The organism is Ruegeria sp. THAF57, from assembly GCF_903914075.1.
Classification (GTDB): domain Bacteria; phylum Pseudomonadota; class Alphaproteobacteria; order Rhodobacterales; family Rhodobacteraceae; genus Ruegeria.
In genome coordinates this window covers 112,955-138,582 of sequence record NZ_CAIWNQ010000005.1, presented here as the reverse complement: position 1 = coordinate 138,582, position 25,628 = coordinate 112,955, and the positions used below count along the sequence as shown (strand labels likewise).

23 protein-coding genes and 1 tRNA gene are annotated in these 25,628 nt (G+C 58.6%); 10 read left to right on the top strand and 14 right to left on the bottom strand.

Annotation, left to right across the window (positions count from 1 at the left end):
• Window positions 1-3: 3 nt before the first annotated feature.
• Window positions 4-834 carry a LysR family transcriptional regulator gene (locus tag RUESEDTHA_RS14095; protein WP_180887421.1) on the top strand — a complete coding sequence of 277 codons (831 nt, stop codon included), beginning with the start codon at window positions 4-6 and terminating at the stop codon, window positions 832-834.
• On the opposite strand, the gene lptF is transcribed toward RUESEDTHA_RS14095, so the two are convergent.
• From lptF to RUESEDTHA_RS14080, 3 genes are all read right to left on the bottom strand, one after another.
• Window positions 831-1,961: an LPS export ABC transporter permease LptF gene (gene lptF / locus RUESEDTHA_RS14090; protein WP_180887420.1), complete on the bottom strand. Its 1,131-nt coding sequence runs from the start codon at window positions 1,959-1,961 to the stop codon at window positions 831-833. The two genes, RUESEDTHA_RS14095 and lptF, sit on opposite strands and share 4 nt — an antisense overlap.
• 91 nt (window positions 1,962-2,052) lie before the next feature.
• On the bottom strand, window positions 2,053-2,496 hold the full coding sequence (locus RUESEDTHA_RS14085) for a hypothetical protein (RefSeq protein WP_180887419.1): 444 nt from the start codon (window positions 2,494-2,496) through the stop codon (window positions 2,053-2,055).
• Between the two features lie 131 nt (window positions 2,497-2,627).
• Window positions 2,628-2,703: transfer RNA gene (locus RUESEDTHA_RS14080), tRNA-Trp, on the bottom strand.
• Window positions 2,704-2,845: 142 nt separating this feature from the next.
• Here RUESEDTHA_RS14080 and RUESEDTHA_RS14075 point away from each other — a divergent pair.
• A complete protein-coding gene (locus tag RUESEDTHA_RS14075) occupies window positions 2,846-3,550 on the top strand; it encodes a lysophospholipid acyltransferase family protein (protein ID WP_180887418.1) in 705 nt (234 codons plus the stop codon).
• Here the strand turns inward: RUESEDTHA_RS14075 and RUESEDTHA_RS14070 are convergent.
• The 5 genes from RUESEDTHA_RS14070 to RUESEDTHA_RS14050 form a co-directional block, all read right to left on the bottom strand.
• Window positions 3,547-3,792, bottom strand: a complete 246-nt coding sequence (locus tag RUESEDTHA_RS14070; RefSeq protein ID WP_170385336.1) for a MoaD/ThiS family protein — start codon at window positions 3,790-3,792, stop codon at window positions 3,547-3,549. The genes RUESEDTHA_RS14075 and RUESEDTHA_RS14070 overlap by 4 nt on opposite strands.
• Entirely contained in the window at window positions 3,785-6,040 is a 2,256-nt protein-coding gene (locus RUESEDTHA_RS14065; RefSeq protein WP_180887417.1) for a xanthine dehydrogenase family protein molybdopterin-binding subunit, read from the bottom strand. Before RUESEDTHA_RS14065 ends, RUESEDTHA_RS14070 begins: the two co-directional genes overlap by 8 nt.
• Window positions 6,040-6,519 (bottom strand): (2Fe-2S)-binding protein, encoded by a 480-nt coding sequence (locus tag RUESEDTHA_RS14060; RefSeq protein ID WP_180887416.1) that lies wholly within the window; start codon window positions 6,517-6,519, stop codon window positions 6,040-6,042. The genes RUESEDTHA_RS14065 and RUESEDTHA_RS14060 overlap by 1 nt, the downstream gene beginning before the upstream one ends.
• Window positions 6,516-7,382, bottom strand: coding sequence for a xanthine dehydrogenase family protein subunit M (locus RUESEDTHA_RS14055; protein ID WP_180887415.1), 867 nt, complete (start codon window positions 7,380-7,382; stop codon window positions 6,516-6,518). The genes RUESEDTHA_RS14060 and RUESEDTHA_RS14055 overlap by 4 nt, the downstream gene beginning before the upstream one ends.
• A gap of 129 nt (window positions 7,383-7,511) precedes the next feature.
• On the bottom strand, window positions 7,512-10,724 hold the full coding sequence (locus RUESEDTHA_RS14050) for a reductive dehalogenase (protein ID WP_180887414.1): 3,213 nt from the start codon (window positions 10,722-10,724) through the stop codon (window positions 7,512-7,514).
• Between the two features lie 76 nt (window positions 10,725-10,800).
• Between RUESEDTHA_RS14050 and RUESEDTHA_RS14045 the strand changes: the two genes are divergently transcribed.
• A complete protein-coding gene (locus RUESEDTHA_RS14045) occupies window positions 10,801-11,703 on the top strand; it encodes a LysR family transcriptional regulator (RefSeq protein ID WP_180887413.1) in 903 nt (300 codons plus the stop codon).
• On the opposite strand, the gene RUESEDTHA_RS14040 is transcribed toward RUESEDTHA_RS14045, so the two are convergent.
• Window positions 11,694-12,545, bottom strand: coding sequence for a LysR substrate-binding domain-containing protein (locus RUESEDTHA_RS14040; protein WP_180887412.1), 852 nt, complete (start codon window positions 12,543-12,545; stop codon window positions 11,694-11,696). The two genes, RUESEDTHA_RS14045 and RUESEDTHA_RS14040, sit on opposite strands and share 10 nt — an antisense overlap.
• 103 nt (window positions 12,546-12,648) lie before the next feature.
• Here RUESEDTHA_RS14040 and RUESEDTHA_RS14035 point away from each other — a divergent pair, with 103 nt between their 5' ends.
• Window positions 12,649-13,350 (top strand): SDR family oxidoreductase, encoded by a 702-nt coding sequence (locus tag RUESEDTHA_RS14035; protein WP_180887411.1) that lies wholly within the window; start codon window positions 12,649-12,651, stop codon window positions 13,348-13,350.
• Between the two features lie 2 nt (window positions 13,351-13,352).
• On the opposite strand, the gene RUESEDTHA_RS14030 is transcribed toward RUESEDTHA_RS14035, so the two are convergent.
• The 3 genes from RUESEDTHA_RS14030 to RUESEDTHA_RS14020 are packed head-to-tail and all read right to left on the bottom strand — an operon-like array spanning window position 13,353 to window position 17,888.
• Entirely contained in the window at window positions 13,353-14,624 is a 1,272-nt protein-coding gene (locus tag RUESEDTHA_RS14030; RefSeq protein ID WP_255431740.1) for an FAD-binding oxidoreductase, read from the bottom strand.
• Between the two features lie 40 nt (window positions 14,625-14,664).
• Entirely contained in the window at window positions 14,665-15,699 is a 1,035-nt protein-coding gene (locus RUESEDTHA_RS14025) for an ACP S-malonyltransferase (protein WP_180887409.1), read from the bottom strand.
• Complete coding sequence (locus tag RUESEDTHA_RS14020) at window positions 15,696-17,888, bottom strand: dehydrogenase E1 component subunit alpha/beta (RefSeq protein ID WP_180887408.1); 2,193 nt, start codon at window positions 17,886-17,888, stop codon at window positions 15,696-15,698. Before RUESEDTHA_RS14020 ends, RUESEDTHA_RS14025 begins: the two co-directional genes overlap by 4 nt.
• A gap of 228 nt (window positions 17,889-18,116) precedes the next feature.
• Between RUESEDTHA_RS14020 and RUESEDTHA_RS14015 the strand changes: the two genes are divergently transcribed.
• Window positions 18,117-19,031, top strand: a complete 915-nt coding sequence (locus RUESEDTHA_RS14015; protein WP_180887407.1) for a LysR substrate-binding domain-containing protein — start codon at window positions 18,117-18,119, stop codon at window positions 19,029-19,031.
• 140 nt (window positions 19,032-19,171) lie between these two features.
• On the opposite strand, the gene RUESEDTHA_RS14010 is transcribed toward RUESEDTHA_RS14015, so the two are convergent.
• Together RUESEDTHA_RS14010 and RUESEDTHA_RS14005 are read right to left on the bottom strand one after the other, a co-directional pair.
• Window positions 19,172-20,329, bottom strand: coding sequence for an acyl-CoA dehydrogenase family protein (locus RUESEDTHA_RS14010; RefSeq protein ID WP_180887406.1), 1,158 nt, complete (start codon window positions 20,327-20,329; stop codon window positions 19,172-19,174).
• A gap of 112 nt (window positions 20,330-20,441) precedes the next feature.
• Entirely contained in the window at window positions 20,442-21,008 is a 567-nt protein-coding gene (locus tag RUESEDTHA_RS14005) for a TetR/AcrR family transcriptional regulator (RefSeq protein WP_180887405.1), read from the bottom strand.
• Between the two features lie 304 nt (window positions 21,009-21,312).
• Here RUESEDTHA_RS14005 and RUESEDTHA_RS14000 point away from each other — a divergent pair, with 304 nt between their 5' ends.
• The 5 genes from RUESEDTHA_RS14000 (at window position 21,313) to cueR (ending at window position 25,598) form a co-directional block, all read left to right on the top strand.
• Window positions 21,313-21,777 (top strand): nuclear transport factor 2 family protein, encoded by a 465-nt coding sequence (locus tag RUESEDTHA_RS14000; protein ID WP_180887404.1) that lies wholly within the window; start codon window positions 21,313-21,315, stop codon window positions 21,775-21,777.
• Window positions 21,778-21,789: 12 nt separating this feature from the next.
• Entirely contained in the window at window positions 21,790-22,410 is a 621-nt protein-coding gene (locus tag RUESEDTHA_RS13995; protein ID WP_180887403.1) for a pyridoxamine 5'-phosphate oxidase family protein, read from the top strand.
• A gap of 50 nt (window positions 22,411-22,460) precedes the next feature.
• Complete coding sequence (locus RUESEDTHA_RS13990; protein WP_180887402.1) at window positions 22,461-22,622, top strand: hypothetical protein; 162 nt, start codon at window positions 22,461-22,463, stop codon at window positions 22,620-22,622.
• A gap of 115 nt (window positions 22,623-22,737) precedes the next feature.
• A complete protein-coding gene (locus RUESEDTHA_RS13985; RefSeq protein WP_180887401.1) occupies window positions 22,738-25,212 on the top strand; it encodes a heavy metal translocating P-type ATPase in 2,475 nt (824 codons plus the stop codon).
• Window positions 25,209-25,598 (top strand): Cu(I)-responsive transcriptional regulator, encoded by a 390-nt coding sequence (gene cueR, locus RUESEDTHA_RS13980; protein ID WP_180887400.1) that lies wholly within the window; start codon window positions 25,209-25,211, stop codon window positions 25,596-25,598. The genes RUESEDTHA_RS13985 and cueR overlap by 4 nt, the downstream gene beginning before the upstream one ends.
• The last annotated feature ends 30 nt before the right edge of the window (window positions 25,599-25,628 follow it).

Below are 25,628 nucleotides of genomic sequence, written 5' to 3'. Positions count from 1 at the left end.
AACATGCAAACCAAAGCCCTTGAGACCTTTCTGTGCGTTGCCGAAACCGGAGGCTTTCACGCGGCGGCCCGCAAGCTGAACATCACCCAGACGGCTGTCAGCGCCCGCATCCGATTGATCGAAGAAGAAACCGGAAAGCCCCTGTTCACCCGCGGCGCCGGGGGCACTAGGCTGACGGAATTCGGACGCCAATTCCGGCCCTATGCGGAACAGATGCTGTCGCTTTGGTCCTTTGCTTCCCGCGATCTGCCTGCCCAATCACAGAACCGGGTCGCTTTGCGTTTAGGTGCGCAACTCAGCATTTGGGACCCTTTGCTGGTCGATCTCGCGGTGCGTTTTGAGCAGCGGCTTGGGCAAATTCTGCTAACGCTGAATTATGATCACGATCTGAACATGGTCGACGCCGTTGCGACCCATGTTCTTGACGCGGCGCTGACACATGAAAAACCAACAGATGCGCGGGTTGAGTGTAAGGAACTTGCCCCAGAGCGGTTGATATTGGTTCAGGCAACCACCAACCTGTACGATCCCGTCTTCGTCAATCTGGAACTAGGCGAGGTCTATCAGGATCATATTCGGTCAATCGCGCGACAGGCGTCGACTCAATCGGTCTTTCTGGGAAATTGCATGATGGCCCTGCGCTATATCCTCAAGAGGGGCGGAACCGGCTATTTCCCCGAATATCTCGTTGATGAGTATCTACACGCTGGCGATCTATGCCGCGTGATCGGTTCGCGCGACCTTTTGCTGCCTGTTTACCTGATCGCCCGAAAGAACAGTCCAGCCCTGGAAAGCGTTCTGGGGTGCGTGACAGACCTTAGAGGAGCAAGCTAGGCCGCAGACAGCGCTGTTCGCCGTCTGGTCCGCAACAGCGGGCGTCCTGCGATCACCAGAAACACGCACGAAATCAGGATGCCCAAAATCGCTGGTAGATAGAGCAATATCCACAGGTCCGGGTCGTCGATCACGACAGGTGACACAAATCCCCGAACGCCCTCGAGCAGGACCAGAATCGTAAACGCCCCGAAAATCTGTGGCCACAGCCCGAACCTTGAAAAACTTCCCAACATCAAAGTGGCATATCCGGCCATCGCGACTGCGACGCATATGGCAATCCACGAAAACCTCTGATGCAGTTCGTCGATCAACTCACCTGCGCTGAACTCCTCTGCAGCAATAATTTTATCCCGGCTTTGCAAAAGCTCGAGGGTGGGAATGGCTTCGAGACTGCGATTATTTATCCGGTTGGTGTTTGTCATCCCAGAGATGTCATAAGACGCGTCCTCAAACAGGGTCGATGACAGCGTTCGCCCATCTTTGGTCAACCGCAAAGCGACCCCGTCCACCATCACAAGGTGTATCCCCTCGCCACTATTGACCAGATAGGCGGTTTTGCTTGAGTAGCTGACCGGATTATCCTCATCCCGACGGTCAGAGACGAACACCTCGTACAGAGTCCCATCCAGGTCAATCCGTCCGATATAGACCGTCACACCAACTGCGGGGTGCATAAACTCACCCTCATTCAATAGCTGGGCGGTGACATCGCCTGCGACCTCAGCCTGACGTCGCTCAAGCTGATCAACGGACGCGGGGCGTAGGAAGACACTGATCGCAGCCATCATCAGCCCCGTAATCAGCCCAAACAGAAACACGGCGCGCGCCAACCGCCACGGGCTGGACCCGGTGGCTAGCATGACCGTCAGTTCGCTTTCCCGGCTCAGACGATTGGTGGCATAGACGGCGGCGGCAAACACCGCCATCGGCATCACGGTTCGTATCAGGGTGGGAAGGGTCAGGGCGGTGAACTCCAGAAACACCATAGCCGACTGCCCGCCGCTGATCACACGGTCAAACAGGCTGACCGACCGGGTGATCCAGAAAACACCCACCAGAACCAAGGTGAAAAAGCCGAACAGAATCAGCAGTTGCCGCAGGAAATAGCCATCGAAGCGCGACATGAGACTCCATCCGTCTGATCAAGTTCCCGCCGACAGTATTGTATTAGGAAAGCCGTGGAAACCGCGATTGGACACTCGGCTGAATTTTACCTCAATCCGGCAGCAGGTGAATAGTCAGATAGCACAAAAGCTGAAAACCACCCTGAACCATGTGGTTTTCTTCCAGATCAAATTTCATGACCGTCTGATCGGACAAAAAGAACGCAAGCCACAAGCCAATTGACACCACAAAGGCCGTATCAACGCGTTTGATCCAAAGCTTCCTGTTCTGATAAGGCGTTGCAACTGCGATTAAAAACAGCAAGGCCGCAATCAAAGCCCAAGCGATGATACCGACGAACAGGGCGATATCCACGGCCGGAGTCGCTCCGAACTGCTCAAGTGTTTTTTGCAAGAACGGATAATTGTGCCCATCGAACCACGGCGTAGACGTATACCCAAGCAGCTCCAGACCACCGATAAAGTCGGTGAGGAAAGCAAAGGCCCACCATATGAACCAGAACGCCACAAGGCTTTGCTTAAAGAAAATACGCATGGATTGCCCCCAAAACAGCAAAAACTCATCAAGAACGCGGCCAACACTACTTGATTTGCTGAAAATCCAGAAATTCCGGCCAGACTGCTATGACGCCAACAGCGTGCACGCACTTGAAATTTTGAGGGAAATGGCAGGGGCAGCAGGGTTCGAACCCGCGACCTACGGTTTTGGAGACCGTCGCTCTACCAACTGAGCTATACCCCTAAGGTGCGCCTCAGATATGCCAGCCGCGCGGCGGACTCAAGAGGCTTTTTGAGATTCAGCTACAGTTATGTATTCCACAAACAAGTTGCGCGCGGCGTTGAGTTCTATAAGACACATTTTCGCCAACAGAAGGACGCCTGACGTGAACATCCGCAAGAAAATTGCCGACAGCGAAGCCGTCCTGGACTGGGCGGCCCGGCGGATCGCAAGCTATATCCGGATGGTCAACCGCAATACCAAGTGGCAACGTATCGGGTACGAAGAACTTGACCAACTGGCCGATCAAGGCGAACCGGTCATCGTTGTTCTGTGGCATCAGCGACTGGCGCAATCGCCTTATTTCTTTCCGTTGGACAAGGGTCGCATCTGTTCGATCACCTCGTCGGCACGTGCAGGCAGCATGGTGGGCCGGGTGCAGAAGCTGTTCGGCATGGACACGATTGCCATGTCCAGCCACAAGCGCCACGTCGCATTGTCGCGCGAAGTTCTCGGAAAGATGAAGCAGGGTATCTCGATCGGGATCGCCGCCGATGGTCCGCGTGGGCCTGAACGCGTATCTTCAACCGTGCCCCTGATCTGGGCGCGCACCTCGGGCAAACGGGTCTTCGGCATCACGTTCTCAGCCAAACACGGAAGCGAGGCCGGAACCTGGGATCGCCTTCTGATGCCGCGCCCGTGGCGGAACGAGGGCGTTTTTTTGTGCCGCGAATGGACGGATCCCGTTCCGCGCAAAGCGACCGAAGACCAGATCGAAGCGCTGCGCCTCAGCCTTGAAAAACATATGAACGACATCACCGCCGAGGCTGACCGGATGGTCGGGCGCGAGCCGTGGTCGCCGAAGGGCTAACCGCCCCTCAGCCTTTGCATCAGATAGATTTCGCTGCCTTCGGGGATCGGCTCGGTCAGACCGCTGGCGACAACGCGCCCGTCAATCGCGATGGACACGCCGGCATCTATCGGCCCCTGAAGCTGAGGATGCAGCCGCACCAGTTCCTGTAGCAGCTCACCCGTGGTTTTGGCATCGACCTCCACTACCTGCTGGCCCCCGGTCAAAGACCGAAGGCCAGACCAGAGGTGAACCTCAACCATTGTCCCTAAGCGCGGCCAGAATGCGCGGCGGGGACATCGGCAGTTGCTTCATTCGTACGCCTGCCGCTTGCGATACCGCATTTGCGATAGCGGCCAGAGGCGGCACGATTCCTGTTTCGCCCACTCCGCGCACGCCGAACGGGTGGCCAGGGTTGGGGACTTCGACAATCACCGTGTCGATCATGGGCAGGTCACTGGCGACGGGGATGCGATAGTCAAGGAAGATCGAGTTTTGCAGCCGACCATCCTCGCCATAGATATATTCCTCGTTCAGCGCCCAACCGATCCCTTGTGCAGCGCCGCCTTGGTACTGGCCTTCCACATAGGTCGGGTGGATAGCCTTGCCCGCGTCCTGAATGACCGTATAGCGGGTGATGCTGGTCTTACCCGTTTCCGGGTCAACTTCGGCATCCACAATATGCGTGCCGAAGGATACACCTGCACCTTCGGGAGTCGCCTCAAAATGGCCCGAGATCGGCCCCCCGGTGCTGCCCATATCGGCCGTGATATCAGCCAGTGGCATCGGATCGAAATCTCCGGCATTGGGGCCGGACGGGACAGCGCAACCGTTTTCCCATTTTACCGCGTCCACAGGGATGCCCCACTTGGCCGCCGCGCGTTCGCTTAGTTTCTCAACTGCATGTCTGGCTGCCTTGATGGTCGCCAGACCGCTGGCATAGGTCACGCGTGAACCGTGGCTGACATCGTTATAGCCCAGCGTCGCCGTATCCGCGATTGTCACACGGATGTTTTCGTAAGGGATACCCAGCACTTCGGCCGCCATCAGCGCCATCGACGCGCGCGAACCCCCAATATCGGGCGTCCCCACCATCAACTGCGCCGAGCCGTCCTCGGACAGGGCCAGCGACACGCTTGTCTCGCCGCCGTGGTTGAACCAGAACCCGCAGGAAATCCCACGCCCCTGTCCCGGTTTCAGCGGGGCCGAATAATGCGGATGCGCCTTGGCCGCTTCCAGCGTTTCAACAAGACCTATGCGCTGATAGCGCGGGCCATAGCTGGCCTTGGACCCTTCATGGGCCGCGTTTTTCAGGCGTACATCGACTGGGTCCAGACCCAGCTTCTTGCACAGCTCGTCAATCACCGACTCGACTGCGAACGCACCCATTGGCGCACCCGGCGCGCGATAGGCCGCCTGTTTTGGGCGGTTGGCCATGACGTCATAGCCGATCTGCTTGACGTTGGTCAGGTTGTAAGGCGCAAAGGCGCACATGGCGGTCATGTCGCCGGGCGCGCCCGGGAATGCCCCACCCTGCAAGCGGAATACACCCTGCGCGGCAGAGATTGTGCCGTCCTTCTTCATCCCGATTTTGATGTCCATCGACGCCGAGGCGGTCGGACCGGTCGCCCGGAACACCTCGGATCGGGTCATCACAACTTTAACGGGCCGGTTGGCTTTGCGGCTGAGTGCTAGCGCGACAGGTTCGATGAATACCGTTGTCTTGCCGCCGAAACCGCCTCCGATCTCGGATGCGGTGACGCGCAATTGCGAGGTTTCGATGCCCAAAAGCGCCGCACAAGTTTTTTGCGCGATCCAGTGACCTTGGGTGGTACACCACAGCTCACCCTTGCCGTCATTGCCCAGCATCCCCAGACAGGCATGCGGTTCGATATAGCCCTGATGGGTGGCTTCGGTGACGAAACTGTCTTCGATCACCAGATCGGCCTCGGCGAACCCGGCCTCGACATCGCCATGGCCGCTTTCGTGATAACGCACGACGTTGGGATGCATCCCCTCAGGCACGGAATAGTCCGCAGCCCCTTCGCGGATGACCGGCGCGTCGGAGGCCATCGCCTTGTCCACGTCAGTGACGTGGGGCAGAACCTCGTACTCGACCTCGATCAGTTTCAGCGCGTCGCGTGCGGCCAGAGCCGAAGTCGCCGCGACAGCCGCAACTGCGTGCCCGTCATACAGCGCCTTTTCACCCGCCATGACGTTTTCCAGCACATTCCAGAACTCACCTTCCAGACCGGGCATGAACGGCACTTCGGCGAAATCGGCGCGGGTGACGACGGCTTTGACATCCTTCAACGCCTCGGCCTTGGACGCGTCGATCTTCACGATCCGTGCATGGGCATGGGGCGAGCGCAGGATCGCGCCGTGCAGCATCCCAGGGGCTGACATGTCCGCTCCAAACTTGGCACGGCCTGTGACCTTGTCCAGCCCGTCTGGGCGGTTCGGGCGGGTGCCGACAAAGGTAAATTCTGTCTTTCGATCGTCCAGAGCCATTACGACGCCTCCCGCAATTCTTCCGCCGTTTCCATCACGGCGCGAATGATCTTGTCATAACCGGTGCAGCGGCACAGGTTGCCTGCCAGCCAATACCGGGTTTCTTCCTCGGTCGGGTTGGGGTTCTTTTCCAGCAGCGACTTGGCCGCCACCAGAATGCCCGGTGTGCAGATGCCGCATTGCAGGGCGGCATGGTCGATGAACTTCTGCTGCAACGGGTGCAACACGTCACCATCTGCGAGACCTTCGACAGTTTCGATCTGCTTACCGTCTGCCTCGGCACCCAACATCAGGCACGAGCAGACCAAACGGCCATCGACTGTGACGGAACACGCACCGCAATCGCCGGTGCCGCAGCCCTCTTTCGCGCCGGTCAGGTTCAGCTTGTCGCGCAGACAGTCCAGCAGGGTTTCACGGGGGTCGCACAGAAAATCGACCTCATCCCCGTTTACGGTGGTGGATACATGGAGCTTGCTCATGCTTTCTCTCCTTTCGCGCGGGCATAGGCGATTTTCGCGGCACGCTTGGCCAGAACGCCAGCGACCTCGGTGCGGAATGCGATCGTGCCGCGTTTATCGTCAATCGGGTTACAGGCCGCAGAGGCCGCCGCCGCCAGCGCGTCCAGCGCGGTATCGTCCAGAGTGCTACCGATGATGGCCTTGGCGCAATCTTCAACCAGCAGGACGGTGGGGGCGACCGCGCCCAGGGATACACGCGCCTCGGTCACGGTGTCGCCGTCCAGACGCAGGCTAACACCTACGCCAACCACGGCGATGTCCATCTCGGTGCGCGGAATGAACCGCAGATAGGCGTCGCCCGCGTTGTCCCCGCGCACGGGGATATTCACGGCTGAGACAACCTCGCCCTTGGCCAGTGACGTTTTGCCGGGGCCGGTGGGGATGTCTTCGACGGCCACCTCGCGTTCACCCTCGGGGCCGGTCACCGTCACACTCACGCCTGCCGCAACCATCGCAGGTACCGAATCCGCCGCCGGAGAACCATTGCACAAGTTGCCGGTCAGCGTCGCGCGGCCCTGCACCTGCGTGGATCCGATCAGGTCCATCGCCTCAACCACACCGGGCCAGTCGCGGCCTAGGTCGGGGTGTTCGCTCATCTCGGCACCGGTGGCGGCAACGCCCAGCGTCCAGCTTCCATCAGCGTTGCGGGTTATGTCGCTGACACCGTCGATTTTCTTGATGTCGATCAGCGTGTCGGGTGTGACCAGTTCCGAGCGCAGCTGCACCAGAACATCCGTTCCACCGGCCAGAAAGCGGGTGACACCCGTTGCGTTTGCAGCCAGAGCCGACGCCTCGGCGAAACTGGCGGGGCTGTGATAATCCATGAAAATACCTCGCACCTGTTGATCAGGATTCACTAGGGTTCGCAGGGGACGTTAGTGCAGCACCGCCCCGGCGTCCATGGCTGGAACGACCAAATTTTGCGATTCAAAATGTCGTTTCTAAACTTCCGATCAGAGGTCGATCTCGATCACGCCATCTTTTTGCGCAGCTCGGCTTTGGCAAAGGATGATCGACCCCTCGCGCTGCTTGTTGGACAAAACGAAATCGCGGTGTTCGACCTCGCCCGAGATCACGCCGCACTTACAGACCCCGCAGATGCCGTCAGCGCATTTCACATCCACGTGTATCCCCGCCTCATTCAACACCTGCGCGGCGTCCTTGTCGGCAGGCACGGCCAGATCGCGGCCCGACTTGGCCAGCCGCAGGGTGAATTCGTGATTCTCGTAATCGGGTTGTTCGGGGACTGAGAAATACTCCAGATGCCGCGCCTCATCGGGAAAGCCCTGACGCTCAGCCGCCTGCATCACCCCGTCCATGAACCGATCCGGGCCGCAGGTATAGACATGCCAGCCGGTCTGATAAGCCGACAGGATCGCATCCAGATCAGCGCGCGTGCCCTCGTCCGAGAAATGATAGTGGACGCGATCCGCCCACGGCATCGTCGCCAGATCCTGCAGATACCCGGCCCCGGCGCGGGTGCTGGCGGAATAGTGCAGCTCGAACGGTTTGCCCAAGGCGTGCAGACGATGAGCAAAGGCGATCATCGGCGTGATGCCGATCCCGCCGCCCATCAGAAACGTCTTGGTGGCGCCCTCGTCCAGTTCGAAATGGTTGATGGGCTTCGAGATGAAGACCTTGCGCCCTTCGCTAAAGATACGATGCAGCAGGACCGAGCCGCCGCGCCCGTCATCCTCGCGCAGTACACCGATCTGATATGTCATTCGGTCCGCCGGATTACCGGACATGGTATATTGCCGCAGGAATTCCGGCGCGACCAGAACGTCCAGATGCGCGCCAGCGGTCCATTCCGGCAAGGGCGACCCGTCCAGCGTCGAGAATTCGTACTTGGTCACATCCGTCGTCATCTTACCAACCTTCGTCAGCTCAACCCGCATCACCGGAGCATCGCCCGCGATCGCGTATCGGTGGATCACCGACATATCTCCAGCAGCTTTGCGGGTCTTGTATTCATCTGCGCTCACCATTGCCTGATACGCGGCGATCCCGGCCTCACGGTCCATGGCAAAGGGATAGGGCCATGGATGCGGTGCAAGGTAGGCGGGGTAAACCGCAAGCGTCTGGTCTTCGTATTTCAGATCAAGATCGGTTTGCAGGTCACGCCGGTTCAACGGATGCTCAGTCGGGCGGTACGCGCCGTCCGATTGCAATTCGATGTCCCACCACCATTTCTTGATGTCGTTCAGGCCGCCATTGCCGACAGCGTCATCCAGTTTCGCCAACGCTGGCGCGGCCTGGGGAATATTCATCGCGGCCCATCGGAAGGGGCGCTCTTTGAAAATCCCCTCAAGGTTCCATGGGCAGGTCTTCATGCACCGCCCGCACATCGCACCGCCCGGCGTGGTCACGCGGTAGGTGGCACATTTCTGGCTGTCGGATTTCCAGATTTCATAGCCGTTGAACATCAGCTTCGGTCCAGCGGTGATTGCGCCCGAGGGACATTCGCGGGCGCATTTGTTGCAGCTCTCGCAAAAGGTTTGCAGGCCGAAGTCTATGGGTTTGTCATGGACCATCGGCATATCCGTCGTCACCGCACCGGATTTCAGGCGCGGCCCAAGGTAGGGATTCAGGATCACCTCTCCGATCCGGCTGACCTCACCCAACCCGGACAGCAACAGAAGGGGCGGTTGCAGCACCTCACCATCCATTACCGTATGCGCGCGGGCCTTGTACCCGAGGTTACGGATCTGCTGCGCGATCACCCCACCCAGAAGCGAGAACCGCAGATAGGCGCGCATCGACTGAGCGACACTGATCCAGTCATCGCCGCTGGCGCCCTCCATCGTTTCATAGCCCTGGTCGATGATCATGCTGATGGCTTGGTCGTGGGGCGGATTGATCTCCTCGCCCGTCGCATCATGGGAGTACCACGCCCATTCGGGGCAGCGGCTAAGGCCCACCGCATCAACGCCCAGAAAATACGTGGCCGCCTTGATATTCGCGGCATTGTGTGCGGTATCGGTTGGTGGAGGGGTGTCCGCGCTTTCCCCATCCTGCAACAACACAAACGCGCCCAGCGCACGGCGTTGCGCGAAACTGGGGGCCGCTTTGCGAACGTAGTAGCCGCCTTTCGCCGCGTCCTGCAGATTTTTGCCCATATCGCCGAATTGCGCACGGGCAAACATGTCAGCGCGCTTGGGGACGCGGGCGACGTTTTCTTCGTCAATATAAGTGGTGGGTGCGTCGACTCGTTTGAGTTTTTCAAACGGATGCGCCCCATCGACATAGCGCCGCTTGGCATAAGCGTCGCGGTTCAGCGCGTTCTTGGCAAACCCAGTACCCAGCCACCAAGCGGGGCCTTGGGTGTGAAACCACGGCTGCTGGGCCATCGGCGCCAATGGCTGATCATACGCGATCTCCATCTCGGTCGTCACGGCAGCCAGCCCGAACCGTTTGCCCAGCCATGGGGCAACGACCTCTCCGTCCTCGACCGAACACAGACCCGCCGCGACGGCGAGCTTTCCCAGATCAACTTCGGTTGACATGACAGTGTGCGCACGCGCGTCAAACCCCAGAATGCGGATGTAATTGGCGATGACCACCGCGTTCTCGGTGGCCAGCAGACATGCGCGGTGGTCCTGCGCGTTCATGATCCAGTCGGACCCGGGTTCTTCCGGTTTTGGGTCGCGGTTGTATTCGTACAGAAAGACAATCGCGTAACGATGACGGTCCATGGGGCGCGGCTCGGCCTCCATGCTTTCCTTCAAATCGGCCATGATCAGATCAATGCCGGACGCCAGCGTCTTTGTCTGGCGCGTCTTCAACGCATGGGCCAGACGGTCAATATCGGGGTTGCGGCGGGGTTCGGACAGCAACGCTTCGGCGGGTAGAGGACCGCAGCCCATCATGGATGCATCGTTGAAATATCCAAACGCCTTCAGGTGGTTGGCACGCGCTGTCGGGTCCGGGGGTATTTCGGACGGCACCGGGTTCACGAACCCGTCGCGGATCGCATCCATCATCGCCTGAAACTCACCCATCGCATTCACGATACTTTCGGGCTGATTGGGGCGCTGGAAACTGAGAACCGGCATCTGACGGACCCCAGACAGATCAGGCAACGCAGTCTGCCGAGCCAGCCGTTCCAACGGGTACGACCCCATATGGACCGGCCTGTTCCTGTCCGAAAAAAAGCGGATCCCCATCGCGTGCCTCCTGTTTGCTCAACGTCATCTAAATCGTCATGGACCGCCGATCCATTCATGAATTATCATAAGCGACATGAACAAAATTGATTTCACTGACCTTGATGGCAAAGTTCTGCGCGTCTTTTTGACGATACTCGAGGAGAATTCGGTTTCAAAGGCAGCGGACCGAATGGGCGTTACGCAATCGGCGATCAGCCATACGCTTGCCAAGCTGAGGCAGGTTCTGGGCGACCCTTTGTTCGTTCGATCAGGTCAAGGCCTGATACCGACCGAACGCGCCTTGTCCCTGAAAGAACCAGTGCAAGGCGTGCTTGATGGATTGCGGGCGCTGACAGACGATCGCCCGTTCGATCCGCTATCCGAGGAATTGCACGTTCAAATCGCGACAAACGACATGCCGCGAGAGTTGATCTTCCCCAAACTGCTCCGCACCGTCCGCGCCGAAGGTATCAGACTGCGGCTTGGCTTTATTCCCTCGGGCGTGCCGGATCCGGACCTGCTGCGCAGCGACCGGTGTCAGTTGATGCTGTCCCCATTGCCACCGGACGGGCCGGACATCTTTCAAAAGCGTGTCCTCAGCAGCCCGTTGATGATCTATTACGACGGAACCCGCCGCCAGCCGCCGACCGATTGGAAAGCATATTGCGAAACCGAACATGTCGAGGTGCGGTTCACGGACGGGCGCAGTTCGCGCGCGGTCATGCGGGGTGTGGACCAAAACCAGATCAGGCCAGCCACCGTCACCTTACCCCATTTCAACGCCATCCCATCCTTCGTGAAAGGAAGCGACCTGATTTCAACCGACACGGCCTTGATGAGGCACGGTCCCCTCGCCGCGCTGGATTGCGCGCCGTTGCCGTTTCACTGTGAACCGGTTTCAATCTACATGGTCTGGCATCAGAGGTTTGCCAATGACCCCGCGCATCGCTGGTTGCGGGGACGAATAGAACGCATAGCGGGCACGCTTCACGATTGAGACAGCAGCCAGTTCTTAATCAACGCAACCAATTCGGGCTGCCGGGGTTTTGCCGGGCTGACGACATGGAACCCAAGGTCTTCGATCAGAACATCCGGCAGGGGCCGTTCAAGCCGTCCTGATGCAAGTTCCGTCGCGACCAGAGGTTCATGTGCCAGCGCAATCCCCTGCCCCGAGGTGGCCGCGTCAATGGCCAAACTCGTCTGGCTGAAGCTCATCACCCGAGGCTTACCATCCAGCCCAAGGCGTTCAAGGAACAGCGGCCACAACCCATGCGTATCGTTCAGAAGAACGTGGTCCCAAAGGTCTTCCGGCTTAGTGATCTGCCTTGCCAATTTGGGGCTGCAGACCGGGACGAATGCATTTGAAAACAGGGGGGTTGATGTCAGGCCTGCCCCAAACGGCGCTCGCCCCTGCCGCACGGCGATGTCCACGCCGTCACCCTTGAAATCCGCCAGCCGTTCCCGCGCATCAATTTTGACCGAGATGTCGGGGTGCCTGTCTGTCAGGTCCGGCAAACGCGGCACCAGCCATTTTGAAGCAAAGCTTGGTGTCACTGAAACAACAACCTGCTGATCGCTGGACAATTCATCCACGGCGTCTTCAATCAACCTGAACGCCCGGCGCAGTGGCGCATGAAAACGACGACCCGCCTCGGTCAGCGCCAAACCGCGTGGCAGACGTTCAAACAGCTTTTCCGCCAGTCGGGCCTCAAGCCCACGGACCTGTTGCGCCACGGCACCCTGAGTGACGCCAAGCTCCTCTGCTGCAAGCCGGAAATTCAAGTGCCGGGCCGCAGCTTCAAAAGCGCGGAGCGCGTTCAATGGGGGCAAGGCTGCCATCTGCCTATCCTGTAGTTTTTCTACAGCATAAAGACAGAAGAACTGATTGGTCAAACTGCCAGTCAGAGCGCATCCTTAGGGCACCAGACATCGGAGGCTTGAGATGACAAAAGTAGCGCTAATTACAGCAGGTGGCAGCGGCATGGGGGCAGATTCCGCCCGCCGCTTGGCCGCCGACGGGTTCAAGGTGGGCATCCTGTCCTCGTCGGGCAAAGGCGAGGCATTGGCGCATGAACTGGGCGGGGTCGGCGTGACCGGCTCGAACCAGTCGACAGACGACCTGCAAAAACTGGTCGATGCAGCGATGGCCCATTGGGGACGCATAGATGTGCTTGTGAATTCGGCGGGGCACGGGCCGCGCGCGCCCATTCTGGACCTGACCGATGAAGACTGGCACACGGGAATGGATGTGTATTTCATGAACGCCGTCCGGCCAACGCGGCTGGTGACGCCGATCATGCAGGCGCAAGGCGGTGGCTCGATCATCAACATATCGACCTTTGCCGCGTTCGAGCCTGACCCCGTGTTTCCAACCTCGGGCGTGTTCCGCGCCGGCCTTGCCGCCTTCACCAAGCTGTTTTCGGACAAATATGCCGCCGACAATATCCGCATGAACAACGTCCTACCCGGCTTTATTGACAGCCTGCCCGAGAAAGAGGACTTCCGCGCCCGCATTCCTATGGGCCGATATGGGCGCAGCTATGATGAGATCGCCTCGGTCGTTGCATTGCTTGCGTCAGAAGGCGGGGGTTACATCACGGGCCAGAACATTCGCGTTGACGGCGGCATTACCCGGTCGGTCTGAGTTCAAAACCGCGCTTTGACAAAATGGGTCAACGCCGCGCCGGTTTCAAAATAGGCGCGGCGCAGGCCAGTCCAGCTTTCGCGGTATTCCACCACCGAGGGGACGGGCAAGAGATCGCGATCTTCTTGCAACAGGCTTTCGGCCACCAACCGGCCAAAGACGGTTCCCGGCCCGATGCCGCGCCCAGAATACCCATGGACAGAAAGCGCATTTGGGCCAATCTCGGTGATCTTCGGGATATGATCTGAGGTCATCGCGATCCGCCCGTGCCAACCCTCAGTCAACGGCTGGTCGGACAGTTGCGGGAACAGTTCGGACAATTTGCGCCGAATCCAGCGCCTGTGCGCTCCGCCCCCCGCGTGGGAAAGATCACCCATCGCACCGATAATGAACCGGCCATCCTGATCAACGCGGAACGACGTCATGATCAACCCAGTATCCCAACACCCTTCTCCGCCCGGCAAAATGCTGGAGCGCAGGTTGTCCGACAAGGGTGCGGTGGAAAACTGGAAATAGTAGACGGGGACATAAGCCGGTGCCGAAGCAGCGAGGTTTAGGTGATAGGCGTTTGTGGCCTGAATCACGGCCTTGGCCCGCACCGAGCCTCGTTCCGTTTCAAGTACCCAGATATCCCCATCACGCGTCAGCGACTGACCCGGGCTGCGCGTGAATACCTGCACCCCGGCCTCGGACGCAGCCCGTGCAAGCCCGCGCACATAGCCCAGCGGCTGAATGGTTCCGGCCCGTGGATCAAACAGCGACCCGTGGAAAGCCGCGCTGCCTGTGCGTTGGCGCGTCTGATCGGTGGATAACAACTCAACCGGCGCACCCACCGCGCGTTGCTGCGCGTAGCGGTTTTGCAGGTCTTTCAAACCCGCACAGGAATGGGCGCAATGCAGGGTTCCGTTGCGCACAGGTTCGCAATCAATTGCGTGCCGCTCGATCAGGTCAAAGACACCGGCAGGTGCGTCAGCAAGCAGGTTGATCAGGCGATCCCCTGACGCCGCCCCCAGATGCGCCCGGATATCCTCGGGCGGCAGCCACAATCCGGCATTTGCCAGCCCCACATTGCGACCTGACCCGCCATGCCCGATCTCTTGCGCCTCAAGCAAACAGACCGACGCCCCAGCGCGTGCCGCGGTCAACGCCGCCGCGCAGCCGGTATACCCCCCGCCGATCACTGCAAGATCGACGGTCAGAGTATTTGTCAGCACAGTGCTTTCGACCCGTTCGCGGCAGGTCTGTTGCCAAAGGGACTGGTCGTGGTCGCGCAAGGGCTGCTCCTTGAAAATTGGTCGGATCATCCGGCTTGCATCAGCCGGTTGCAAGGGCCATTTGATCCTCGCGCCCCATGGCAAGAAGGACCGGTTGCGTGTCCTGGCGTTCCTGAAACGCGGCCTTATCCTTCATCCCATGCCAATTCGCCTGCACCAGTGATTGCGCAACAGCACCGCTCAGCGTTGAGCCGGGACCGGTGACTATGAAAAGGTCAGGTGCGAATTCGCGGGCCGCCGTCTGTACGGAACGGGTGAAGTCGTAGACCTCCGTCACCTGATGCCCCAACGTATAATCCCAAAGTTCGTGCGTATCCGTAGCGCCCGGCCACCAAACCTTACCCCTCCCGTCGATAAGGGGTCGGGTCGGTTGGCTGAAAAGTTCAACCCCTAGGCGCAACCGCCCCTCAGCAGCGACTGGCGCTTGCAGAGGTGTATGGAATGCGGCGTGGTTCGCCAATCGCATTGGGAACTGATTCTGGACAACAGGCTGAGAGGTTTCAAAGGCTTTCAGCCCCACCTCATTGCCCGCCAATACCAACATACCGCCCAAGTCGATCGACAATGCCAGATCATGACCATCAATCGCATTGATCCGCGCGACATCGGCCAACAACTCCGCCTTGCGGACCGGATCGTTTTTCCATGTCTCATCGGTAAAGGGATAAACAAGCTGCCCGCCGATAAGGTGATCCTGCATAAGCGTTCCCATGGTGTTCACGACGCGGAACCCGTTCTCGGGCGACAACGCACCTGCCACGGCCAGGGCAATGTACCACCCCATCGAGTTCCCGGTGACAGCGACCACCTCGATATCGTCAGCCAGATCCAGCGCGTCCGACAGGGATGCCGCGTAGATCAACGGTGACGCCACATCACCCCGCGAAAACTTACTGACCGAAAAGCGCCCCGCGGCGTCCAGATCGGTTACCCGCTCTTGTCCGGCCTCAGCACGAAGTGCGTCAAACCGGCGGAGCATGTCCATGCGGTCGGCGTGGTGGCGATGCAAATATCCCAGCTCAGGCTTGTTATAAGTACCCCGCCCTGGGCAGATGACAACAGCGGTGCGGGTCATGATCGGCCTCCGGCCAGTTTGAGCGCAGCTTCGACTATGCTTTCTTCGGACGGCAGCGGCGCGGCATAGGCGGGGCCGGTCGCGATAAAGCAGTCCTCGGCCGCGACACGTGCAGTGGGGGTTTCGGCGCAGTTCTCGGTGAAAAACGCCATCAACGCCTCGGACTGACTTCCGGTTCGGCGGCATTCATCAACGATCAGGATTTGCTTGCATCCCTTGGTCGCCGCACGCAGTGCGTCAGCCGGTAGGGGCGCAAGCCAGCGCATATCAATGACACGAGGCTTTAGGCCAGCCGCCTGCAACGCAGGCAGCGCCTTTTGTGATAGGTAGTGCCCGTTGCCATAGGTGACGATCGCCAGATCGATTCCGTCACCGTGCACCCCGACCTCCCCTATCGCGATGCGTTGATCCGGCGAGGGATAGGTCGTCATCCACTCGGCATCCTGAGCTTCGTGCAGATCGCGCATGGGATACAGCGCAATGGGTTCCAAAAAAACCACAACACGTTGCTCTTCCCGCGCCAGGCGCACGCATTCACGCAGCATCTGCGCAGCGTCCGATCCTGTCGACGGACAAGCGATAATCACCCCGGGAATATCGCGCAACACGGCCAGAGAATTGTCGTTGTGGAAATGCCCCCCGAACCCCTTTTGATACCCCAGCCCCGCAATCCGAAGAACCATCGGATTCGAGAACTGACCGTTCGAAAAAAACGGCAGGGTTGCCGCCTCGCCCCTGATCTGGTCCTCGGCATTGTGAAGATAGGCGAGGAACTGGATTTCGGGGATCGGGATGAACCCGTTATGCCCCATGCCGATTGCCAGCCCCAGAATTGACTGTTCGTCCAACAGCGTATCAATAACCCGATCCGGCCCGAACCTTTGTTGCAGCTTTTGCGTAACGCCATAGACGCCGCCCTTGCGACCGACATCTTCGCCCATACAGACAATCTCACCATGCTCCAGCATCAGATCGGTCAGCGCCCAGTTGATCAGACGGCTCATGGGTTGGGGATCGTCCATCGCGCGCAGATCGCTTCCGAATGCGCGCGTGCGTGCCTCGGCGCTTGGGCCATTGGTGGGCTTGCAGGCGCGCGTTGGGGGGATCAGGCTTGCCATGACCTCGGCCGCGTTGGTCAGGTGCGGGCGCGTGGCGGCCTCGGCTGCGATACGCTCGGTTCGGGCGCAGGTGTCCTTGTAAATCCTCAGCGCCTGATCGGGCGTCAGCGCGCCAGCCTGATCTAACAGGCGCACCGAATGCAGCAGAGGATCATTCGCTTCATCCGCTTCAACTTCGGACTTTGACAAATAGGTCGTGGGCACGTCCGCCCCGGCATGACCGAAAAGACGCACGGTGCGCAGGTGCAGAAACGCTGGCTTGCGCCGGGTACGGACGTATTCAGCAGCTTCTTTAGCCACGGCAAAAGTTTCAAAAATGTCCAAACCGTTGGCTTGGAAATACTTTATGCCCGGTCGGTGCTGCATGGACGCCTGAATCCAACCGGTGGGCGTCTTCACCGAAATACCGATCCCGTTATCCTCGCACACAAACAAAAGCGGCAACGGCGTTGACTGAACACTGGTCCACCCCGCCGTGTTTATCGCACCCTGAGCTGTCGAATGGTTAGCCGAGGCATCGCCAAAGGAACACATCGCTATTCCATCTTCAGGCAGTTCCCGGTGTTCGGGATCGTGACGCCGTGCCGCGCCCAGCGAATAGGCCGCGCCAACCGCCTTGGGTAGGTGGCTGGCAATCGTAGACGTCTGCGGTGGGATCATCAGCGCCTTGGACCCCAAGACCTTATGCCGCCCGCCCGATGTCGGGTCTTCTTTCGAGCAGGCAAAGCTCAGCAACATGTCCCACGCTATCTGCTGACCCGGCACTTGCTCGGACCGCGCAATTTGAAACGCCGCATCACGATAATGCAGAAACGCGATATCGGTTGGGCGCAATGCATGAGCCACCGCAGCCATCCCTTCGTGCCCCGAGGAGCCTATGGTATAGAACCCCTGCCCCGCCTTCTGCATCGCACGGCTGGTCCGGTCCAACGCCCGACTAAGCACCTGCGACCGAAACAGGGAAACCGCGTCTGTCTTGTTCAACCCCGGACAAGGCAACGGACCATCTGGCAAGTCCCCTTGCGCGACCCGGGTCAGAAAATTGTCATGGACGATCTGAGCGCGATCCATCAGTGGCCTCATTCAATAACTGGTTAGCGGCGTCAGACTCAATTCAGCCCCTTTTTGCAGGCCTTCCCAGCCTTGGCAGAAGAAAACTCCGCTGACCTTTCATCAGCAATACACCTTCATACGAACCCACAAGATACATTCCGTATGTAAGAGTTCGATTCTCTGTATCAGGCTGGCGCAGCTCAATTACCAGTGATATTCCATTCGAAAGGTATGAGGAAATATCATATGATTGCGCCTCGTCGGTTTCTGCCCTCGATCCCATCGCTGCTGGCACTGGAGGCCGTTGATCGTTTGGGAAGCGCCTCGGCGGCCGCCGAAGAGCTGTCACTGACCCAAAGCGCAATCAGCCGGCAACTCAAGACACTGGAAGAGCAGTTGGGCGTCGACCTCATCTTACGCACCCATATGCGGCTGCATCTGACGCCCGCGGCGCAGGAATATGTTCAGGTGGCCCGCGCGACGTTACATCAGTTGGCGCAAGCTTCGCTGAAACTAAAGGCCAATCCGACGGGCGGGTCCCTGAACCTGTCGATTTTGCCCGCATTCGGAATGCACTGGTTGGCGCCACGCCTTCAAGACTTTGCCCGCAAGCACCCTGAGGTTACGGTAAATCTGAACACGCGCCTTCGTCCCTTTGACTTTGACCGGGATCGCTTTGACGCCGCAATTCATTTCGGCCGCAAAGACTGGACTGGCGTCAACTATCTTCCCATCATGCGAGAAGACGTCATGCCGGTCTGCGCACCCACCCTGCTGCCGGACCAAAGGGACAACATCGAGTGGTTGCTGAATGCACCCCTTCTGCAACTGGAAACGCGCCCCGACGCGTGGGAGAAGTGGTTCGCCGCCCAAGGGTATGAGGTTTCAGGCATCCAAGGGATGCTATTCGATCAGTTCTCGACAATGTCTCAGGCAACCATTCACGGGCTGGGCGTTGCATTGCTGCCCAGCTATTTGGTTGCGGACGATCTCAAATCCGGTCGGTTAGCGTTGGCATGGGACGGGCCGGACTTCAGTCTGGGCGATTTCTATTTGGTATGGCCGCAATCTAGAGCAGAACCAGAGCCGCTGAAATCATTTCGGCTCTGGCTGCAAGATCAGATCACAGCGTCAGATAGCGACGGTTCCGACACCGAGTGAGATATCCCCGCCGACAACTTTAAGTCCGACCGGCGATCTAGCGCGCGGCAGGCGCGGACCACGTCCGCGCCTGCCATGCCCAACGGGAGGAGGTGTTTCGACAGAAACATCGACGACGGGCGGGAGAGCCCCTATTCGAGCTAGGTATCCAGCGAACGGGCGATCAATTCCTTCATGATCTCATTGGTGCCACCGTAAATCATCTGAACCCGCGCATCCGTATAAAGGCGGGCTATGGGATACTCCATCATGAACCCGTAACCACCGAAAAGCTGAAGGCATTCATGCATGACTTCGTTTTGCGCCTCGGATCCCCAATACTTGGCCATGGACGCCGTCGCAGCGTCCAAAGTTCCTGCCTCCAGCTTGGCGATACAATCGCTTACGAAGCTGCGCAGAATTTCGGCCTTGGTCTTGCACTCGGCCAGCTTGAAGCGGGTGTTCTGGAAATCCATGACACGCTGCCCAAAGGCTTTGCGTTCCTGCGTGTATTTCACCGTTTCGGCGATTGCGTAATCAATAGACCCCAGCGCGATGATGGCGATCGTCAGGCGTTCCCACGGCAGTTGCTTCATCATCTGGTAGAAACCCTGCCCTTCTTCGGGCCCGATCAGGTTCGTCATCGGAACCTTCACGTCTTCAAAGAACAGCTCGGCCGTATCGTTGCCTTTCATACCCAGCTTTTTCAGGTTGCGGCCTTTGCGAAAACCCTCGGCGCCGTCTGTTTCGACGGCGACCAGTGAAACTCCCTTGGAGCCCTCGGATTTGTCGGTTTTCGCCGCAACCAGAATAAGGTCGGCAGATTGCCCATTGGTGATGAAAATCTTAGAGCCATTTAGGCGGTAGCAGTTCCCGTCCTTTTCTGCGGTCGTGCGGATGGCCTGAACGTCAGACCCCGTCCCCGGCTCGGTCATGGCCAATGCGCCAACCATCTCGCCAGAGGCCAGCTTGGGCAGCCACTTTTGTTTCTGCTCATCGCTTCCATAGGCAGTGACATAGTGGGTCACGATGGACTGAATTCCATACCCCCAACCTGCGTCCCCATGTGAAGTTTGCGCATACATCGTGATCGCGTCAAACCCTATGTCACCGCCAACGCCGCCGTATTCCTCGGGGATGGCACCCGCCATCAGCCCCATATCCCCGGCCTTACGCCAGAATTCCCGGTCAACAACACCATTGTCGTTCCACCGTTCGATATTCGGCACCAGTTCATCTGCCATAAATCGGCTCGCCATTTCAGCGAACATCTTGTGTTCTTCTGTTGCCCAAGCGGATGTAGCAGAAAACAGAGACATAGAGCGTCCTCCCAAAACATATTTTGCGCACCGTAATCTGCACCGACAAACGATCCAATGCGTGCAAAGACACACAACGCAACGTCATTTCAGGAATTCGAACAGGCCGAAACTAATTCAGCAACGCCGCTTCCAAAAGAACCTTTGCGGCGGCCTTGGCTTCGTGGGCCGGGTCGCAGGATTTAATCAAAACCGCCGTAACGATGGCCCCTTCTTTCAACAGCAGAATCTGACAGGCAAGCGCCTCAGGGGCAGACGCGCCTGCCCTGCGTGCAAGATCGGTGAAATACTCCAACAGTAGGCGTTTATGTTCGGCCGCCTGAACATGGATCGGATGCGTCTTGTCCTGAAACTCTGCACCGGCCTTGATGAACATGCAGCCGCGAAATCCATCCTCTTCGAACCACTCGCCCAAAGCGTCGAAACTGGCGATCAACTGGTCGGCCGGCGTGTCGGCAAGTTCTTCAATGCGACGCAGAAACCAGTTTCTAAAGTTCTCGTCCCGCAATCGCAGCGCGGCAAGGATCAATTCCTCTTTGGTTCGGAAATGCTTGTACATCGAGGTCTTGGACACACCGGTCTCGACCACCAGCTTATCCATACCCGTGGCGTGGAAACCGTCTTGATAAAAGACCTGCAGGGCCTTGCGGACCAGTTCATCTCGTTTGTTCGGGCGCATTTATTAGCTCAATCCTTGACTGATCTGTACATATTATTTCGATCTGGAAACTACAACCTCTTTCCAAATTTGCAGTGAATATCTCAAGGGATGAGGGTACCTTACAATACAGCTCCGAGAAAAATATCGACTTGACACTTGACAAACATTACCGATCTGTACACTTTCAATTCCAACATGTACCGATCAGTAAACCTTGGAGCTTCCAGATGAGACGCCGTGCCAGCCCCTTCTCACCTCAGTATGTCCCCATTCTTCTGACTATCGCATTGCTTGCGGCCTCATTGACCTGAAAGGAACCAGAATGACACGCCCCCCTCTTCCCCCGTTCACGCAGGAAACCGCCATTCAAAAGATTCGGATGGCTGAAAACGGCTGGAACAGCCGCGATCCGGATGTCGTCACGCCCGCCTACACCGAAGACAGTCAATGGCGTAATCGCGCCGAGTTCATTACCGGGCATGCAGAAATCCACGCCTTTCTGACGCGAAAGTGGCGGAAGGAACTGGATTACCGATTGATCAAAGAACTTTGGGCACATTCAGACAACCGGATTGCCGTGCGCTATGCGTATGAATGGCACGATGACAGCGGTCAGTGGTTCCGCTCATACGGGAACGAGAACTGGGAATTCGCCGCTGATGGCCGGATGGCCAAACGTCATGCGTCATTGAATGATGTGCCGATTTCGGAACAGGATCGGCTGTTTCACTGGCCCAGCGGCCCCCGGCCCGATGATCACCCCGGCCTGTCAGATCTCGGCCTGTAGAAAGGACAGCCCATGCCCCGTGCATTTTCCGAACTGATGTTCACGCCTGCCGTTCGCGCCCATCAGGAACGTATGGGTTCTGCCAAGACCTATGCCAAGTTCCTTGAGGGCGGCCCCCAGCAAGGCCATGAGATTGGCCCGGCAGAAAAAGCGTTTATCGAAGCCCGGGATGGGTTCTATCAATCCACCGTGTCCGAGACCGGCTGGCCTTATGTACAGTATCGCGGCGGGCCTGCCGGATTTCTAAAAGTGCTTGGCCCGACAACGATTGGGTACGCCGACTTTTCCGGCAACAAGCAGTATATCTCGCGTGGGAATCTGGACGGCAACGACCGGGTGGCCATGATCCTGATGGATTATGCAAACCAGCGCAGATTGAAAATTCTGGGGCGGGTCGCGTTCACCGAAGGCGAAGCCGCCGCAGCCGGCCTGTTTCCCGATGAAGCCGATGCTGTGGCAGAACGCGCCGTCATTATTCGGGTCGAGGGGCTGGATTGGAATTGCCCGCGCCACATCACACCACGTTTTACCGAGGCGGAATTGCGCCCCCACCTGAACAAGCTTGGTCAACAACTGGCGCAGCTTCAGGCCGAAAACGAGAAACTGAAACAGCAACTGGCAAGCCGATCCTGAAACGGCTTACCCGGCATTCCGGGTATTTTCTGATAACAAGGAAGCATTTCATGCCGCGTTCCACGTTGAACTTCGCTTTTGTGTGCCTGGCCGGTTTCACCTTGTCGACCGGAATTCTGATGCTAGGCTTTTTTGCATCTCCCGAAGCGGTGCGTTCTTCTCCACCAGCAACCTACAACTCGTTGTTGCTGGAGCATCTTGCGAAGCGATAAGGCGGATTGGGCTTAATTCTTCGTCGAAATACACATTTATCCGCGCGCATCCCCTTGACCTTCCCGTGACTGGAACCCTCATTTAGAGGGTGAAAAGCACATCGGGATGAGTCGGATGACCACACCGCAAAAAATTCAATTGAAAATCACCGGAATGGGGTGTGCGTCCTGCGTTGGTCGCGTTGAGGCCGCTCTGGATGACGTTCCGGGCGTTACATCGGCTGCGGTCAATTTTGCTACCGAAACCGCGCAGGTCTCATTTTCCGGGCCCGTTGAGTCGCTGACACACGCGCTGGATCAGGCGGGCTATCCGGCTTCTGTTACCCAAACGACGCTGACTGTTTCCGGCATGAGCTGCGCATCATGCGTGCGCAAGATCGAAGGGCTTTTGTCAGGTGATCCAGCCGTCGTTGAAGCGCAGGTCAATCTTGCGACTGAAACTGCGACGGTGACGTATGTGGACGGGGCAACCACCGCACAGGCGCTGGCGGACCTCTGTACCAAAGCGGGTTATCCAGCCCGTGTCGCACAAGAGGGCGGTGAAGCAGACCACAGCAAGGCGCAGGAAGCCAATTCGCTGGCTCGCGCTACACTGTTTGCTGCAATGCTGGCGTTGCCCGTTTTTGTGCTGGAAATGGGCGGGCACATGATCCCGGCCTTCCATCATTGGGTTCACGCTACGATTGGAACTCAGACAAGCCACCTTATTCAGTTTGGCCTGACCACTCTTCTTCTGCTTGGACCGGGACGGGTCTTCTACGCGAAAGGCATCCCTTCTCTGCTACGCAGGTCCCCGGACATGAACGCGCTGGTCGCCATGGGAACCGGGGCGGCCTATTTGTATTCGGTGGTCGCGACCTTTGCGCCGGCGGCCCTGCCGGAGGGTAGCGCCAATGTCTATTTCGAAGCGGCATCCGTCATCGTCGTCCTGATCCTTCTGGGGCGCGCGATGGAGGCACGCGCAAAGGGGCGCACCGGTGCTGCGATCCAGAAGCTGATCGGCCTGCAACCTAAAACGGCTAGGGTGGAACGGGACGGCACAATGATCGACCGCCCGATCTCAGAGATTACGGTGGGCGATATCCTTCAGATCAGACCGGGTGAGCGTGTTCCGGTGGACGCCGAAGTTCTGGACGGCACATCCTTCGTGGATGAAAGCATGATCACAGGTGAGCCGATCCCTGTTGGAAAATCCGAGGCGGATCAGGTCGTGGCTGGCACCATCAACGGCACCGGGGCACTGCGGGTAAGGGCAGCGCGCGTTGGTGCCGATACTGTTCTGGCACAAGTCATTCGGATGGTTGAACAGGCGCAAGGTGCCAAGTTACCGATACAGGGGCTGGTCGACCGCATCACCGCGTGGTTCGTGCCAGCGGTTATCGGCGTTGCGGCCCTGACGATTGTAGTTTGGTTGATCTTTGGACCAGCACCCGCCCTGCCGATGGCATTGGTCGCAGGTGTTTCGGTTCTGATCATCGCGTGCCCCTGCGCCATGGGATTGGCAACGCCGACGTCGATCATGGTTGGCACGGGCCGCGCCGCCGAATTGGGTGTTCTGTTTCGCAAGGGCGATGCCCTGCAACAGCTACAGCAAGCCAAGGTCGTGGCGCTGGACAAGACCGGGACACTGACACAGGGACGTCCTGAACTTGAAAGTATCGTGACGGCCAACGGGTTCGACAGCGATCAAGCCCTAAGGCTTGCAGCAGCGGTTGAGACCCGATCCGAACACCCGATCGCAACAGCAATCACGCGCGCAGGGCCTGCGGTGCCGCCCGATGCCTCGGACTTCCAGTCACTGACAGGCTTGGGGGCTCGGGCCTCGGTTGACGGGCAGGACGTCATCATTGGGTCGCTCAGGTTGATGCGGCAGAACAACGTGGATGTGTCAGAGTTGAAACAGGACGCCGACCAGCGCGCAGCCGAGGGCACAACCCCCTTGTTCCTAGCCGTCGACGGCGAGGCCGCCGCAATGATCGCGGTTTCAGACCCGCTCAAACCCGGTACTGCCGAGGCCCTTGGCAGGCTACATGCGATGGGACTGACTCTGGCAATGGTCACCGGAGACAACAGCGGCACGGCGCAGTCGCTTGCCCGGAAACTTGGTATTGATCACGTGACGTCTGAGGTGTTGCCAGACGGCAAACTGGCCGCGATCAATGACCTGCGCGACCAGTTTGGATCGCTGGCTTTTGTCGGGGACGGCATCAATGATGCCCCAGCGCTTGCAGCCGCGGACATTGGTATTGCGATTGGCACGGGAACCGACGTCGCCATTGAAACAGCAGATGTGGTGCTCATGTCCGGTGATCTTCGCGGGGTGGCTAACGCGATGGATATCAGCCGCCGCACGATGCGGAACATCCGGCAAAACCTGGGCTGGGCGTTTGGATATAATGTCTTGTTGATACCGGTTGCGGCAGGCGCGCTTTTTCCCTTTGGCGGGCCATTGCTGTCCCCAGCCTTAGCCGCCGGAGCAATGGCGCTTTCCAGTGTTTTCGTAGTCACAAATGCGCTGCGCTTGCGCCGGGTCCGGGCCACTTTGCCTGAAAGAGAGCACACACAAACTCAGCAAACGGTGGCACCATGAATATCGGTGATGTTTCGACCCAGACCGGGTTACCCGCAAAGACGATCCGCTATTACGAAGACATCGGACTGGTCAAACCCCTGCGCGATGACAACGGGTACCGCCGGTTCCGCAGTCAGGACATACACAAGCTGAATTTCCTGGGCCGCGCCCGTGCATTGGGCTTTACAATCGAAGACTGCCGCACATTGATGGCCCTGTATGAAGACGACACCCGCGCCAGTTCCGACGTCAAGAAGGTCGCGCGCGCGCATCTGGCCCAAATCGAGGCCAAGATCGCTGACCTGAACGCCATGCGCGATACGTTGGGACACCTGATTGACGCATGTGCGGGCGATGATCGGCCCGACTGTCCAATCCTGCAAGATTTGGGAGGCAAAGCATAACACGGGGTTGCCCTTTGCACGCAGCTTTGG